The sequence below is a fragment of the Streptomyces anulatus genome (assembly GCF_014650675.1).
GTDB lineage: Bacteria > Actinomycetota > Actinomycetes > Streptomycetales > Streptomycetaceae > Streptomyces > Streptomyces anulatus.
Genome location: NZ_BMVK01000006.1, coordinates 179,543 through 194,263, shown reverse-complemented (window position 1 = coordinate 194,263; position 14,721 = coordinate 179,543). Strand labels below are relative to the sequence as shown.

Annotated in this window: 14 protein-coding genes; 10 read left to right on the top strand and 4 right to left on the bottom strand. The window is 71.6% G+C overall.

Annotated elements, in window-relative coordinates; genetic code table 11:
• Window positions 1-34 precede the first annotated feature (34 nt).
• Entirely contained in the window at window positions 35-1,465 is a 1,431-nt protein-coding gene (gene argH, locus IE272_RS17325; protein WP_050359428.1) for an argininosuccinate lyase, read from the top strand.
• Window positions 1,466-1,574: 109 nt separating this feature from the next.
• Window positions 1,575-2,546, top strand: a complete 972-nt coding sequence (locus IE272_RS17320) for an aldo/keto reductase (RefSeq protein WP_056703196.1) — start codon at window positions 1,575-1,577, stop codon at window positions 2,544-2,546.
• Window positions 2,547-2,562: 16 nt separating this feature from the next.
• Here IE272_RS17320 and helR read toward each other — a convergent pair whose 3' ends face one another.
• Complete coding sequence (helR, locus tag IE272_RS17315; RefSeq protein ID WP_190007216.1) at window positions 2,563-4,728, bottom strand: RNA polymerase recycling motor ATPase HelR; 2,166 nt, start codon at window positions 4,726-4,728, stop codon at window positions 2,563-2,565.
• 285 nt (window positions 4,729-5,013) lie between these two features.
• Between helR and IE272_RS17310 the strand changes: the two genes are divergently transcribed.
• Together IE272_RS17310 and IE272_RS17305 are read left to right on the top strand one after the other, a co-directional pair.
• Window positions 5,014-5,565 (top strand): TetR/AcrR family transcriptional regulator, encoded by a 552-nt coding sequence (locus IE272_RS17310; RefSeq protein ID WP_047175757.1) that lies wholly within the window; start codon window positions 5,014-5,016, stop codon window positions 5,563-5,565.
• Window positions 5,562-7,106, top strand: coding sequence for an MFS transporter (locus IE272_RS17305; RefSeq protein WP_190007215.1), 1,545 nt, complete (start codon window positions 5,562-5,564; stop codon window positions 7,104-7,106). Before IE272_RS17310 ends, IE272_RS17305 begins: the two co-directional genes overlap by 4 nt.
• Before the next feature lie 74 nt (window positions 7,107-7,180).
• Here IE272_RS17305 and IE272_RS17300 read toward each other — a convergent pair whose 3' ends face one another.
• A complete protein-coding gene (locus IE272_RS17300) occupies window positions 7,181-7,852 on the bottom strand; it encodes a lysophospholipid acyltransferase family protein (protein ID WP_050359578.1) in 672 nt (223 codons plus the stop codon).
• A 263-nt stretch (window positions 7,853-8,115) separates the two neighbouring features.
• Here IE272_RS17300 and IE272_RS17295 point away from each other — a divergent pair, with 263 nt between their 5' ends.
• From IE272_RS17295 to IE272_RS17285, 3 genes are all read left to right on the top strand, one after another.
• Complete coding sequence (locus tag IE272_RS17295) at window positions 8,116-9,273, top strand: glycerophosphodiester phosphodiesterase (protein WP_056703206.1); 1,158 nt, start codon at window positions 8,116-8,118, stop codon at window positions 9,271-9,273.
• Window positions 9,274-9,406: 133 nt separating this feature from the next.
• Window positions 9,407-9,979, top strand: coding sequence for a sigma-70 RNA polymerase sigma factor region 4 domain-containing protein (locus IE272_RS17290; protein ID WP_050359423.1), 573 nt, complete (start codon window positions 9,407-9,409; stop codon window positions 9,977-9,979).
• A gap of 17 nt (window positions 9,980-9,996) precedes the next feature.
• Complete coding sequence (locus IE272_RS17285; protein WP_050359422.1) at window positions 9,997-10,500, top strand: GNAT family N-acetyltransferase; 504 nt, start codon at window positions 9,997-9,999, stop codon at window positions 10,498-10,500.
• 67 nt (window positions 10,501-10,567) lie between these two features.
• Here IE272_RS17285 and IE272_RS17280 read toward each other — a convergent pair whose 3' ends face one another.
• Both IE272_RS17280 and IE272_RS17275 read right to left on the bottom strand, forming a co-directional pair.
• The gene (locus tag IE272_RS17280) at window positions 10,568-11,008 is read right to left on the bottom strand and encodes a hypothetical protein (RefSeq protein WP_190007214.1); all 441 of its coding nucleotides are present in this window, start codon (window positions 11,006-11,008) and stop codon (window positions 10,568-10,570) included.
• A 1-nt stretch (window position 11,009) separates the two neighbouring features.
• Window positions 11,010-11,369, bottom strand: a complete 360-nt coding sequence (locus tag IE272_RS17275; protein WP_007445890.1) for a hypothetical protein — start codon at window positions 11,367-11,369, stop codon at window positions 11,010-11,012.
• Window positions 11,370-11,966: 597 nt separating this feature from the next.
• Between IE272_RS17275 and IE272_RS17270 the strand changes: the two genes are divergently transcribed.
• The 3 genes from IE272_RS17270 to IE272_RS17260 all read left to right on the top strand — a co-directional run bounded on the left by IE272_RS17270 (window position 11,967) and on the right by IE272_RS17260 (window position 14,675).
• Window positions 11,967-13,064, top strand: a complete 1,098-nt coding sequence (locus tag IE272_RS17270) for a methionine ABC transporter ATP-binding protein (RefSeq protein WP_190007213.1) — start codon at window positions 11,967-11,969, stop codon at window positions 13,062-13,064.
• Window positions 13,061-13,732, top strand: a complete 672-nt coding sequence (locus tag IE272_RS17265; protein WP_050359419.1) for a methionine ABC transporter permease — start codon at window positions 13,061-13,063, stop codon at window positions 13,730-13,732. Before IE272_RS17270 ends, IE272_RS17265 begins: the two co-directional genes overlap by 4 nt.
• 76 nt (window positions 13,733-13,808) lie before the next feature.
• The gene (locus IE272_RS17260) at window positions 13,809-14,675 is read left to right on the top strand and encodes a MetQ/NlpA family ABC transporter substrate-binding protein (protein WP_050359418.1); all 867 of its coding nucleotides are present in this window, start codon (window positions 13,809-13,811) and stop codon (window positions 14,673-14,675) included.
• The last annotated feature ends 46 nt before the right edge of the window (window positions 14,676-14,721 follow it).

Sequence of the window (14,721 nt, the reverse complement as noted above, 5' to 3'; positions counted from 1 at the left end):
GGGCCTTTGCCTTTGCTTTTTTGAGGAGCACGCAGTGAGCAGCAACAACGGTGACGTCCGGCTCTGGGGCGCGCGTTTCGCCGACGGACCGGCCGAGGCGCTGGCCAAGCTGTCCGCGTCCGTCCACTTCGACTGGCGGCTCGCGCCGTACGACATCGCCGGCTCCCGGGCCCACGCACGCGTCCTCAACAAGGCGGGCCTGCTCAGCGAGGACGAGCTGACCCGGATGCTCGCCGGGCTCGACCAGCTCGAAGCCGACGTCGCGGACGGCTCCTTCACCGGGACCATCGCCGACGAGGACGTCCACACCGCACTGGAGCGCGGCCTGCTGGAGCGCCTCGGCGCCGACCTCGGCGGCAAGCTGCGGGCCGGGCGGTCGCGGAACGACCAGATCGCCACGCTCTTCCGGATGTACCTGCGCGACCACGCCCGGACCATCGGCGGCCTGATCGCCGACCTCCAGGGCGCACTGGTCGGCCTCGCCGAGGCGCACCCGGACGTGGCGATGCCCGGCCGCACCCACCTCCAGCACGCCCAGCCCGTCCTCTTCGCCCACCACGTGCTCGCCCACGTCCAGTCCCTCTCCCGGGACGCCGAGCGGCTGCGCCAGTGGGACGAGCGCACGGCCGTCTCCCCGTACGGCTCCGGGGCGCTCGCCGGATCCTCGCTCGGGCTCGACCCGGAGGCGGTCGCCGCCGACCTCGGGTTCGAGCACGGCTCGGTCGCCAACTCCATCGACGGCACCGCCTCGCGGGACTTCGTCGCGGAGTTCGCCTTCATCACCGCGATGATCGGCGTCAACCTCTCCCGGATCGCCGAGGAGGTCATCATCTGGAACACGAAGGAGTTCTCCTTCGTCACCCTGCACGACGCCTTCTCCACCGGCTCCTCGATCATGCCGCAGAAGAAGAACCCGGACATCGCGGAGCTGGCCCGGGGCAAGTCCGGCCGCCTCATCGGCAATCTGACCGGTCTGCTCGCCACGCTCAAGGCGCTCCCGCTCGCGTACAACCGGGACCTCCAGGAGGACAAGGAGCCCGTCTTCGACTCCTGCGACCAGCTGGAGGTCCTGCTCCCCGCCTTCACCGGGATGATGGCCACCCTCACCGTCAACCGCGAGCGCATGGAGGAGCTGGCCCCGGCGGGCTTCTCGCTCGCCACCGACATCGCGGAATGGCTGGTCAAGCAGGGCGTCCCCTTCCGGGTCGCGCACGAGGTGGCCGGCGCCTGCGTCAAGGAGTGCGAGCGGCACGGCATCGAGCTCGACCAGCTCACCGACGAGCAGTTCGCCGGGATCTCCGAGCACCTCACCCCCGAGGTCCGCACGGTGCTCCATGTGCGGGGCGCCCTCGCCTCCCGCGACGGCCGGGGCGGAACGGCCCCCTCCGCCGTCGCCGTACAGCTCGCCGAGGTCAAGGAAGACCTGACCGCCCAGCACGCCTGGGTGACCGCCCGCCGGCGGTAACGCCGTTCAGGTGCGCGCGGGAGCCGTGTCGCACCAGATGGGCGAAGGGTGTCGCGGGCCGCGCTCACCGGGGTAGGAGTAACCGAAACCCGACCCCGAGGAGCCCGCGATGCCCTTCGCCGCCCTGGCCGCCGCGACGACCCCGACCGCCCACATCGGGCTGGGCCTTGCCGCCGTCGGGAGGCCCGGCTACATCAATCTCCACCGAGACCGGGACCTGCCCGCCGACCGCGACCCCGACGCCCTGCGCGCCCGCACCCACGAACTGCTGGACGCCGCCTACGCCCAGGGCGTCCGGTACGTCGACACCGCCCGCTCCTACGGCCGCGCCGAGGAGTTCCTGGGGGAGTGGCTGGACGCCCGGCCCTCGTTCACCGACCTCGTCGTCGGCAGCAAGTGGGGGTACACCTACACCGCGGACTGGGGCGTCGAGGCCGAGGAGCACGAGGTCAAGGACCACAGCCTCGCCACCTTCGAGCGCCAGTACGCCGAGACCCGGGACCTCCTCGGCGACCGGCTCAGCCTCTACCAGGTCCACTCGGTCACCCCGGACAGCCCGGCGCTCACCGACAAGGAACTGCTCGGCCGCCTCGCCGCCCTGGCCGCCGACGGCGTCACCGTCGGCCTCTCCACCAGCGGGCCCGCCCAGGCGGACGCGATCCGGGCCGCCCTGGCCGTCACGGTCGACGGTGAACCCCTCTTCCGTACGGTCCAGGCCACCTACAACGCCCTGGAGACCTCGGCCGCGCCCGCGCTCGCCGAGGCCCACGACGCCGGGCTCACCGTGATCGTCAAGGAGGGCATGGCCAACGGGCGCCTCGCCGGGGACGAGGCCCCCGCCGTGTTCCAGGAGATCGCCGCCGCCGCGGGCGTGGGCGGCGACGCGGTCGCCCTCGCGCTGGTCCTGCACCAGCCCTGGGCGGGCGTCGTGCTCTCCGGCGCCGCCACGGTGGGCCAGCTCTCCGGCAATCTGCACGCCGCCGTCGTCGACCTGGACGACGAGCAGCGGGCCGGCCTCGACGCCCTGGTCGAGGAGCCGGAGGCCTACTGGCGGCACCGCGCCGGCCTGCCCTGGCACTGAGCCCGCCCCGCCGGCCTCAGGAGCTCGTCAGGACGACGAGTTCCCGGGTCGCCCGCGTCATCGCGACATAGCGGTCCACCGCCCCCTCGACGCCCACGCCGAAGCCCTCCGGGTCGACGAGGACGACCAGATCGAACTCCAGGCCCTTCGACAGCTCCGGGGTCAGCGACCGCACGCGGGGCGTCGCCCGGAACGCGGGGTCGCCGATGACGCAGGCGATCCCGTCGTCGTGCGCGGCGAGCCAGTCGGCGAGGACGGCGTCCAGGTCCCCGACGGGGCCGTACGCGACGGGGATGCCGCTGCTGCGGACGGAGGTCGGCACGTTGGCGTCCGGGAGCACGGCCCGGACCACCGGCTCCGCCTCCGCCATGATCTCCTCCGGCGTCCGGTAGTTGATGGTCAGGGAGGCCAGGGTGATCCGGTCCAGCCCGACCCGCTCCAGCCGTTCCCGCCACGACTCGGTGAACCCGTGCCGGGCCTGCGCGCGGTCCCCGACGACGGTGAAACTCCGCGACGGGCACCGCTGGATCAGCATCTGCCACTGGGCGTCGGTCAGTTCCTGCGCCTCGTCGACGACGATGTGCGCGAACGGCCCGGCCAGCAGGTCGGGTTCGACGCCGCTCGGCCGGTCGGCGGTGGCCAGGGACTCCCGGAGATCCGCCCCGCGCAGCATCACCAGCGCACCCTCGCCGTCCGCGTCCGCGTCGGCCAGGGTCTCGTCGGCGAGCAGGCTCTCGACGACCCGGTCCATCTGCTCGCGCTCGGCGGCGGCCGCGGCCTCGTGGCGGCGCCTGCGCCGGGACGCCTCCGGGTCGCCGAGCCGCTGCCGTGCCGCGTCCAGGAGAGGGAGGTCGGACACCGTCCAGGCGTGGGCGTCCGGGCGCTGCAACCGCCCGATCTCCTCCGAGGTCAGCCAGGGGGCGCACTTGCGCAGATAGGCGGGTACGGACCAGAGGTCGCCGACCAGGTCGGCCGCCTCGACCAGCGGCCAGGCGCGGTCGAAAAGTGCGAACAGCTCCCGGTTCCGCCGCAGCGAGGCGCGCAACTGTTCCTCCGGGGCGTCGCCGTCGTGCTTGTCCACGAGGATGGTGAGCAGCTCCTCCCAGACCTGGTCGCGCGCCTCGTTGTGCGGAGTGCCCGGGTCAGCCGCCCCGAACGCCGAGGCCCAGTCGGCGGCGCTCAGCCAGATGTCGGACCAGTGCGTCTGAACCCGTACGCCCGCGGTGGGCGGCTCCTCATAGAACCGGACGGCCGGCTCGACCGCCTTCACCAGGTCCGCCGACGCCTTCAGCCGCGCCGCCTCCGGGTCGTTCTCGGTGCCCGCCTCCGCTCCCTCGGCGACCAGGTCCCGCAGGGTGCACGTCTGCACGCCCTCCTCCCCGAGGCTCGGCAGGACATCGGCGACGTACCCGAGATAGGGCTCGTGCGGCCCGACGAACAGCACGCCGCCGCGGCGGTGGCCGAGGCGCGGGTCGGAGTAGAGGAGGTAGGCGGAGCGGTGCAGCGCGACGACGGTCTTCCCGGTGCCGGGGCCGCCGTCGACGACGAGCGCGCCCCGGGAGCCCGCCCGGATGATGGCGTCCTGGTCGGCCTGGATGGTGCCCAGCACATCGCGCATCCGGGCCGACCGGTTGCCGCCCAGGCTGGCGATGAACGCCGACTGGTCGTCCAGCGCGGCATGCCCGGCGAAGCCCTCCGGGGCGAACACCTCGTCCCAGTAGTCGCTGATCCGGCCGCCGGTCCAGCGGTAGCGGCGGCGGCTCGCCAAGCCCATCGGATCGGCGTGAGTGGCCCCGAAGAACGGCTCGGCGGCGGGGGAGCGCCAGTCGAGCAGCAGCCGTCGGCCCGTGCTGTCGGTCAGCCCGAGCCGCCCCACGTACAGCGGCCCGGAGCCGTCCGCGGCGACCATGTGCCCGAGGCACAGGTCGAGGCCGAACCGGCGCAGGGCGCGCAGCCGGCCGGTCAGCCGGTGGATCTCCACATCCCGGTCCATGGCCTGCCGGCTCGCCCCGCCGGGCGCCCTGCGTTCGGCCGCGAGCCGGTCGGTCAGCTCGGCGATCGACTGTTCCAGGCAGTGGGCGATGGCCGCGAAGTGCTCCTCGTCATCGGCGATCAGCGCCGGGTCGGCCTTGGAGGAGAGGCGGTCGGGAAGGTCGAAAGCACTGGCGGTCAGGGGTTTCACGGCATCGGTCCGATCTGCGGTACGTACGGGGGCGGCGTCCCGTCCGGGCTACGGCGGACGATTCTGCGGCATATGGGGGGCCTTGCCGCAAGGCCCCCCATGCGCTATAAGTTGAGAGTGGCAAGGAGTGCTTTTACCTCCGGCCACTTTTTTGTTTCCCCTCGTGCCTGCCCCGGCCGCCCTCCCTCCCCGGCCGCCCCCTTGCCTTCCTCCTCTCTCTCCTCCGAGCGACCACGCGCACCCTGCGGTGAGACGAGCCTGTCTCAGGTGGGTTATGGTTGTCTCATGACTCTCGACCGTGAGCAGGTGCTGCGCAGCGCCGCCGCCCTGCTGACCCGCAAATCGACCGCCACCATGGACGAGGTCGCCAGGGCGGCGGGCATCGGCCGGGCCACCCTCCACCGCCACTTCGCCGGGCGCGACGCCCTGGTGAGGGCGCTGGAGAATCTCGGCATCCAGGAGTTCGAGGCGGCCCTCGACACCGCCCGGCTCGACGAGGACACCTCCGAGGAGGGGCTGCGCCGCCTCATCGCGGCCGTCGAGCCCAGCGCCGGACTGCTGTCCTTCCTCGTCAACGAGAACCAGCTCTTCGAGGGCGACGAGGTCAACGAGGGCTGGAGCCGGGCCGACGCCCGCGTCTCCGCCTTCTTCCGTCGCGGCCAGGAACGCGGCGAGTTCCGCATCGACCTCACCCCCGCCTGGCTGACGGAGGCCCTCTACGGGCTCATCGGCACCGGCGCCTGGGCCGTCCAGGCGGGACGGGTCGCCGCACAGGATTTCCAGCACATGATCGTCGAGCTGCTGCTCGGCGGAGCACGCCGGAGCGTGGAGCAATGATCAGCATCGACCAGAACCCGGACACCACGGACGCCGTACGCCGCCCCGGCCGGTGGATCGCGCTCGCCGTCCTCGTCCTCGCCGTGCTGCTGGTGGCCGTGGACGCGACCGTCCTCGGTCTCGCCACCCCGTTCCTCAGCGAGGACCTCGAACCGACCGGCACCCAGCTCCTCTGGATCGGTGACGTCTACTCCTTCGTCATCGCCGGCCTGCTCGTCTCGATGGGCAGCCTCGGCGACCGGATCGGCCGCAAGAAGCTGCTGCTGATCGGCGCCGTCGCGTTCGGCGCGGTCTCCGTGCTCAACGCGTACGCGACCACCCCCGAGATGATGATCGTGGCCCGGGCGCTGCTCGGTGTCGCGGGCGCCACCCTGATGCCGTCCACCCTGGCCCTGATCCGCAACCTGTTCCACGATCCGCGCGAGCGCAGCCTCGCCATCGGCATCTGGGGTGCGATGGCCTCGGCGGGCGCGGCCGTCGGCCCGGTCGTCGGCGGATTCCTGCTCGAACACTTCTGGTGGGGTTCGGTCTTCCTCATCAACCTGCCCGTGATGGCTGTCCTCGTCGTCGTCGGCATCAAGCTGATCCCCGAGTCCAAAAACCCGGCCCCCGGGCCGTGGGACATGCTCAGCGTCGTGCTCTCCCTGGTCGGCATGATCGGTGTCGTGTACGCCATCAAGGAGGCGGCCGCGCACGGGGTGAGCTGGGAGGCCGGGGCGGCGGCCGTCGCCGGCGCCGGTGCGCTCACCTGGTTCGTCCGCAGGCAACTGCGGCTGCCCGCGCCCCTGCTGGACATGCGGCTCTTCCACCACCGGGGCTTCTCCGGCGCGGTCCTCGCCGACCTGCTGACCATCCTCGGTCTGTCGGGTCTGGTCTTCTTCCTCTCCCAGTTCCTGCAACTGGTGCAGGGCCGCGGGCCGCTGGAGGCCGGGCTGGCCGAACTGCCCGCCGCGATCGGCGCGGTGACCGCAGGTCTGCTGGCCGGGTTCGCCGCCCGCCGCTTCTCGGTCCGCTCCGTCGTCTCGGGCGGTCTGGCCGCGGTCGGGCTGGCCCTGGGCAGTGTGACCCTGCTCGACCAGAACACCGGGTATCCGCTGCTCGGCTCCATGCTGCTGGTCGTCGGCGTCGGCGCGGGCTTCGCCTTCACCGTCACCGCCGACGTGATCCTCTCCAGCGTCCCGAAGGAGCAGGCGGGCTCCGCGTCGGCCGTCTCCGAGACCGCGTACGAACTGGGCGCGGCCCTCGGCATCGCCCTGCTCGGCTCCATCGTCACCGGCGTCTACCGGGGCTTCCCGACCCCGTCCGGCATCCCCGCCGACGTCGAGTCGGCCGCCCACGAGTCGCTGGGCGGGGCGGTCGAGGCCGCCGGTGCGCTGCCCGCCGCCCAGGCGGGGCCGCTGGTCTCGGCGGCCCAGGAGGCGTTCGTCGACGGGCTGCGGTCGGCCGCGGGCGTCGGTGCGGCGGTGCTGCTGGCGGCGGCGGTCGCCGCGTGGTTCCTGCTGCGCGGCCAGAAGCTGGAGGACGGCGTCGAGCACCCGTAGGCCGTACGGCCGTACGAGGAAGGGCCCGCACCCCCCAAGGGGATGCGGGCCCTTCGCCGTAACCGTCGTACGGGTCAGGCGGCCTTCGCCTTCGTCGCGTACATGTCCACGTACTCCTGGCCGGACAGCCGCATCACCTCGGCCATCACCGAGTCGGTCACCGCCCGCAGCACATAGCGGTCGCGGTCCATGCCCTCGTAGCGCGAGAACTCCATCGGCTCACCGAAGCGCACCGTGACCTTGCCCGGCCGGGGCAGGCCCGCGCCGCCCGGCTGCAGCTTGTCGGTCCCGATCATCGCGAACGGGATCACCGGCGCGCCCGTCATCAGCGTCAGCCGCGCGATGCCCGTACGGCCCCGGTAGAGCCGGCCGTCGGGGGAGCGGGTGCCCTCCGGGTAGATCGCGAAGGCCTGACCCTCCTCCAGCACCCGGCGTCCCGTCATCAGCGCCGCGACCCCGCCCCGGCCGCCGTCCCGGTCCACCGGGATCATGCCGCAGCCGGTGAAGAACCAGGCCATCAGCTTGCCCTTGAGGCCCTTGCCCGTGACGTACTCGTCCTTGCCGATGTAGAACACCGGCCGGTCGCAGCAGATCGGCATGATCATCGAGTCGATGAACGTGAGGTGGTTGCCCGCGAGGATCACCGGCCCGGTCCCGGGAATGTTCTCGACGCCTTCCACCTGTGGGCGGAACATCAGGCGCAGAATCGGTCCGAGCACTGCCTTGATGACCGTGAGACGGGACAACGGTTCCTCCGGTGTCGTGGCCTGGCCGGCCGCGATGGAATGGGTCGTACGGGCGGTGGCCGGTGCCGACGGGTGATGGTCGGTGCAGGTGAGGACGATACTCGCGGGTATGCGCTGATCGCACATCGGGTTCACGAAGCGGATACGCAGTGTTGACGTGTGTTTCCGCCATGTTGGCCGAAGAGCCGTCCTCTCGTACATCTCCCAGCCTACGATCGGGCCTCGCTCGACCGGTCACGGACATTACCAAGCGAGGAGCATTCATGACGGAGCGTGCGCGGACGACCCCCGGCCGGCGGACCCTTCTGGGCGCCGCAGTCCTCGGCACCGCGGCCCTGGGCCTGCCCGCCACCGCCCAGGCGGCCGGGCGGGGGCGCGGCCACGGCGGCGGCCACGGATCGCTGCGCGATCTGCCCGTGCCGACGGTGGTCGGTCACCGCGGGGCCAGCGGCTACCGCCCCGAGCACACCCTCGGCTCCTACCAGCTGGCCCTCGACATGGGTGCGCACATCGTCGAGCAGGACCTCGTGCCGACCAAGGACGGCCACCTCGTCTGCCGCCACGAGAACGACATCACCGCCACCACCGACGTCGCCGACCACCCCGAGTTCGCTGGCCGCAGGACCACCAAGAGCATCGACGGCCTCTCCCTGACCGGCTGGTTCACCGAGGACTTCACCCTCGCCGAGCTGAAGACCCTGCGGGCGAAGGAGCGCATCCCGGGCAACCGCCCGGACAACACCCTCTACGACGGCCGCTGGACGATCCCCACCTTCGAGGAGGTGCTGCGCTGGGCGGAGAAGGAGGGCCGCAAGCGCTCCCAGCCGGTCTGGCTGTACGTGGAGACCAAGCACCCCACCTACTTCCGCAAGCTGGGCCTCGGCCTGGAGGAGCCGCTCGCCCGGCTGCTGCGCCGCTATGGCCGGGACCGCAGGAACTCCGCGCTGATCCTCCAGTCCTTCGAGCCCGGCTCGGTCCAGCGTCTCGCGCGCCTCGTCGACACCCCGCGCATCGTCCTGCTGTCCGGCCCGAAGGAGCGCCCCTGGGACTTCGTCGAGTCGGGCGACCCGCGCACCGTCGCCGACCTCGTGAAGCCCGCCGGGCTGGCGTGGATGGCCTCCTTCGCCCAGGGCATCGGGCCCACCCTCGACCTCGTCATCCCCAAGGACGCCTCGGGACGGCTCACCACCCCGACCACGCTGGTACGGGACGCGCACGCCAAGGGCCTGCGGCTGCACCCGTACACACTGCGCAACGAGAACAGCTTCCTGCCCGCCGACTTCCGGCGCGGCACCGACCCCAACGCCTACGGTGACGTGTTCGGCGCCTGCGCCGCCTACCTCGCCACCGGCATCGACGGCATCTTCGCCGACCACCCGGACACGGCGCTGCTCGCCGCGGCGGACTTCGCCGGGCGCTGACCCGGCACGGGGGCGGGCGCGGCGCACCACGCGTACACGCGGTGCGCCGTCAGCCGCCCGCACCGCATACCCCGGTCGGGTGGTGGAGCGCCGCCGGGGCAACCGGCGGCGCTCCCGGCACGTCCGCCGGGGCATGACGCTTCTCGATCATGACCTCGGCCCGGCCGCCTCCACCGCCCTCGTCGTCCGCGCCTTACAACCCCTGGTGCGCGCGGAGGCGAGGGCCGAGGCCCCGGCCGCCGGGCTCGACCCCGCCGACCTCGAACAGGGCGTCTGGGTGCGGCTGCTGGAGCGCCCGGCCGCTGCCGGACCCCTCACCGACGCGGCCCGCTGGGTGCGCGACACCGTACGGGCCGAGGCCCGCCGAGGACGCCGCACGGCCCGGCGTGAACGCCCGTACGTCGGGACGGAACCTGCCACCGGACCGGCCGACTGCCCGGAACGCGCCGCGCTCGGGGCGGCCGAACGCCGGGCGCTGCGCTCCGCGGTGGCCCGGCTCCCCGGCCGCTGCCCCCGGCTGCTGGAGGCGATGCTCGCCCCCAACGACCCGACCTACCGGGAAATCGCAGGGGAGTTGGGTATGTCACAGGGGAGCTTGGGCCCGATCCGTTCCCGTTGCCTTGGATGTCTGCGCAGAATGCTGGCTGCGGAGGTTGTCGCTCCTTCCGTGCGGGAAGGGAGCGGTAGGCAACCGGCGAACAGGTGAGCGGGAGGCGTGCACACATGGGCATGAGCGTGACCATCTCGGCGGCGACGGCACAGGACGTCGAGCAGATCTTCAGACTTCAGTACCTCTGCTTCCAGCGCGAGGCGGAGCTGTACGACAACTACCGGATCGACCCGCTCGTCCAGACCCTCGAATCGCTGCGCGCCGAAGTCGCCGACGACCTGGTGTTCGTGGCCCGGCTCGGGGACGAAGTCGTCGGCTCGGTCCGAGGATTCACCGACCCGGACGGCACGGGCCTCATCGGCAAGCTCTGCGTCCACCCCCGGCTCCAGGGTCACGGCCTCGGAGCCCGGCTGCTGCTCTCCGCCGAATCGGCGCTCTCCGCGGAGCGGGCGGCGACCCGCTTCCGGCTGCACAGCGGACACCGCAGCGAGGGCAATCTGCGGCTCTACCGGCGGGCCGGATACGCCCAGGTCGGGGCCGTCACCGGAGCCGACGGCGTCCGGATGGTCCTGCTGGAGAAGGACGCCGCCGACCGGGACTACGTGGCCAGCGCCTGACCGTGCGCCGCGCGCGGCGGGGCCGTAACCCCGACAACGGCGTCGACGGCGGTGTGAGGCCAGGCCCTCAGGCCGCCACCGTCCTCGCGCGGCGCAGCCAGATCATCCCGGTGACCGGCAGGATCACCGGGATGAAGAGGTAGCCCATCCCGAAGTCCGACCACACCGTCGAGTCCGGGAAGGCGGCCGGCTCGGCCAGCGTCCACGCGCCGACGACCAGCACGCCGATCAACTCCGCGGCACAGCACGCCAGCGCCGCCCGGCGGGCCTTCTCCCCGCCGCGCACCAGCGAGTACGTGATGAAGCCGTACACCAGGGCCGCGACGGCCGAGAGCGTGTACGCCAGCGGCGCCCGGTCGAAGCCCCTGACCATCTCGACGATCGTCCGCGAGGCCGCCGCGACCGTGAACACCCCGTAGAACCAGACCAGGACCCGGCCGGGACCTGTGCCCAGTTCGAAGGACGGCTTCGGGGCCTCGGCCACCTCGGGGCGGTCGGTGTCGCTCACGTCAGTTTCCCCAGATGTCATAGAGCCGGACCTCCAGAACCGCCAGCACGACCGCGCCCGCCGCCACCGTGACCGAACCCCAGCGGGTCCGCTCGGTCAACGACAGGAATCCGGCCGCGGGCACGGCGGCGAACGAACCGATCAGATAGGCGATGAACACCGCCATCCCCTGCTCCGGCCGCTCCCCGCGCGCCAGCTGCACGACGCCCACGACCAACTGGGCCAGCGCCAGCACGGAGACGACCGCCATCCCGATGAAATGCCAGTCCTTCGTCGGCTGGTCCCGGTAGGCGGCATGACCGCACCAGGCGGCGAGGGCGAGCGCGGACACGGCGACCGCGACCGTCAGGGCGTCAAGCATGAGTCGAGGGTATTACGGACGGAACGCCCGCCCGCGTGCGGCCCCGGCCACCGCGGAGGCGGCCACCGTCCCGGGCCGCACATCGTGGCCTTGGCCACAACCGGTGGGCGCGGTTCCGCTCCCCGGACGCCCACCCGCCTCGGAACCAGGCCGTGCGGCCACCCTGTCGTCGCAGGTCACAGCCGTGGAACGAGGATCGGCCGAGGCAACCGGAAGGTCGGCATCCGGCCATCCAGCACTGTCCGCTATGCGGACAGCCGGGATCGCGGAGACCTCACGTCTGTTTTACTTGGCCCATGACCACGACGAGCAGCCGCACCCTTGCGACCGAGGCGATCAGCACGCCCGGTGCTCGTTGTATGTGTCGAATGCGCGCCTTCTGAGGGCCCCCGCCTGAGCCTCGCGCCCCGAAGCGAGACCGAGCCTGCGCCGTCCGCACCCCGCGGAACGAGCGCGCCCGCGCATGCGCTGCCCCCGGCCGATCGCCGTGTACAGCCATGCCGAGACCCCGGCCGACCAGCCCGAACAGTCTCTTCAGACGAACGCCCCGTGCCCGGCGGACACCGCGCCGCGCACTCGACAGTGACGGAAACCCCTGTGATCACCACGACGGGCCTCACGAAGGTCTACCAGTCGCGCGACCGTGAGGTCACCGCACTCGACGGCGTCGACCTGCACGTCCGCGAAGGCGAGGTGTACGGCGTCATCGGACAGAGCGGCGCCGGAAAATCCTCCCTGATCCGCTGCGTCAACCTCCTGGAACGCCCCACCTCCGGCACCGTGACGGTGGCCGGGCAGGACCTCACCGCCCTGGCCGGCCGAGGCCGCCGGGCGAGCGCGGAGCTGCGCCGGGCCCGCACCCGCATCGGCATGGTCTTCCAGCACTTCAACCTGCTGGACTCCCGCACCGTCCTGGACAACGTGGAGCTGCCGCTGGAGATCCTCGACTTCTCCGGCCAGGAGCGCACCCGCAAGGCCAAGGAACTCCTCGACCTGGTCGGCCTCTCCGACAAGGCGAAGGCCTACCCCGGTCAGCTCTCCGGCGGCCAGAAGCAGCGCGTGGGCATAGCCCGCGCCCTGGCGGGCGACCCCCAGGTGCTGCTCTCGGACGAGGCGACCTCCGCGCTCGACCCCGAGACCACCCGCTCCATCCTCCAACTGCTGCGCGACCTCAACCAGCAGCTCGGCCTGACCGTCCTGCTCATCACCCACGAGATGGACGTCGTCAAGACCATCTGCGACTCCGCGGCGCTCATGCAGCGCGGCCGGATCGTCGAGTCCGGGACCGTCGGCGAACTCCTCGCCACCCCCGGCTCCGAACTGGCCCACGAGCTGTTCCCGGTCGGCGGGACCGCCTCCGGCCCGGACCGCACGGTCGTCGACGTCACCTTCCAGGGGGAGTCGGCCTCCCAGCCGGTCATCTCCCAGCTCTCGCGCACGTACAACATCGACATCTCGATCCTCGGCGCCGCGATGGACACCGTCGGCGGCAAGCAGATCGGCCGGATGCGCATCGAGCTGCCCGGCCGCTTCGAGGAGAACGTCGTACCCATCGGCTTCCTGCGTGAGCAGGGGCTTCAGGCCGAGGTCGTCGAGGACGAGACCGGCCCGAAGGCCGGCACCGGGACCGAAGCGCCCGCCGTCGTCGTACCGGAGCAGACGCCCGCCGCGCTCACCAAGGAGGTCGTCAAGTGACCTGGTCCGAAATGCAGCCCCTGCTGACCCAGGGCACCGTCGACACCCTCTACATGGTGCTGTGGTCCGCGCTGGTCACCGTCGCCGGCGGACTGCCGCTCGGCGTGCTGCTGGTCCTCACCGACAAGGGCGGACTGCTGCAGAACACCGTGGTGAACAAGGTCATCGGCGTGATCGTGAACATCGGCCGCTCCCTGCCGTTCATCATCCTGCTGATCGCCCTGATCCCCTTCACCACCTGGGTCGTCGGCACCTTCATCGGCCCCACCGCGATGATCGTGCCGCTCGCCGTCGGAGCCATCCCGTTCTTCGCCCGGCTCGTCGAGACAGCGATCCGCGAGGTCGACCACGGACTCGTCGAGGCGGTGCAGTCGATGGGCGGCTCCATCCCCACGATCGTCCGCAAGGTGCTCCTCCCGCAGGCCCTGCCCTCGATCGTCTCGGGTGTCACCACCACCCTCATCGTGCTCATCGGCTACTCCGCGATGGCCGGAGCGGTCGGCGGCGAAGGGCTCGGCTCCCAGGCCATCACCAACGGATTCCAGCGCTTCGACAACCGGTTCATGCTGGTCACCGTCGCCCTGTTGGTCGTCATCGTCACGGTGATCCAGGTGATCGGCGACATCGCCGTCCGGCTGCTGGCCCGCCGCGGCCGCACCGCCTCCTGAGGCCCCCAGAACTTTCCGTCCCACCGAGCCCGAACTCCTTGTCCGGGCGCACCACCACAAGAAAGAGGCACTTTTCGTGCGCAAGAACATCAAGATCACCGCAACCGCCGCTTCCGCCGCCGCCCTCGCCCTGGGCCTGAGCGCCTGCGGTACGTCCTCCGACCCGGCCGCCAAGAGCGAGACCGGCGCGAACGCCGACACCTCCAAGGCCCTGGTCGTCGCCGCGTCCCCGACGCCGCACGCCGACATCCTGAACTTCGTCAAGGAGAACCTGGCGAAGAAGGAGGGCCTCAACCTGGAGGTCAAGGAGTTCACGGACTACGTCCTGCCGAACACCGCCACCCAGAGCGGCCAGGTCGACGCCAACTTCTTCCAGCACAAGCCCTACCTGGACGACTTCAACGCGAAGCAGAAGACCACCATCGTGCCGGTGGTCGACGTCCACCTGGAGCCGCTGGGCCTCTACTCCAAGACGGTCAAGGACCTCAAGGACATCAAGGCCGGTCAGACCATCGCCGTCCCCAACGACACCACCAACGGCGGCCGCGCCCTCCAGCTGCTCGCCGAGAACGACCTGATCACCCTCAAGGACGGCGTCGGCACCAGCGCCAAGCTGAGCGACATCACCGACAAGAAGGGCCTGGAGTTCAAGGAGCTGGAGGCCGCCACCGTGCCCCGCGCCCTGGGCGACGTGGACGCCGCCGTCATCAACGGCAACTACGCCATCGAGGCCGAGCTGAAGCCCGGCAAGGACTCCCTCGCCCTGGAGAAGGCCGAGGGCAACCCCTACGCCAACTTCCTGGCGGTCAAGGACGGCAACGAGAAGGACCCGCGCGTCGAGAAGCTCGCGAAGCTCCTCAACTCCGACGAGGTCAAGAAGTTCATCGAGGACACCTACCAGGGTGCGATCGTCCCGGCCTTCGGCGCCCCCGCCAAGTCCTGACGCCCGCCCGGCACTTGCCGACGGAGCCCCGCACTTCCCGCCCGGA

Bases quoted from the DNA above. Each gene is read 5' to 3' on its own strand.
- IE272_RS17285 (WP_050359422.1), top strand. From the start codon at position 9,997: ATGGGCATGAGCGTGACCATCTCGGCGGCGACGGCACAGGACGTCGAG.
- IE272_RS17310 (WP_047175757.1), top strand. From the start codon at position 5,014: ATGACTCTCGACCGTGAGCAGGTGCTGCGCAGCGCCGCCGCCCTGCTG.
- IE272_RS17290 (WP_050359423.1), top strand. From the start codon at position 9,407: ATGACGCTTCTCGATCATGACCTCGGCCCGGCCGCCTCCACCGCCCTC.
- IE272_RS17275 (WP_007445890.1), bottom strand. From the start codon at position 11,369: ATGCTTGACGCCCTGACGGTCGCGGTCGCCGTGTCCGCGCTCGCCCTC.
- IE272_RS17320 (WP_056703196.1), top strand. From the start codon at position 1,575: ATGCCCTTCGCCGCCCTGGCCGCCGCGACGACCCCGACCGCCCACATC.
- IE272_RS17305 (WP_190007215.1), top strand. From the start codon at position 5,562: ATGATCAGCATCGACCAGAACCCGGACACCACGGACGCCGTACGCCGC.
- IE272_RS17295 (WP_056703206.1), top strand. From the start codon at position 8,116: ATGACGGAGCGTGCGCGGACGACCCCCGGCCGGCGGACCCTTCTGGGC.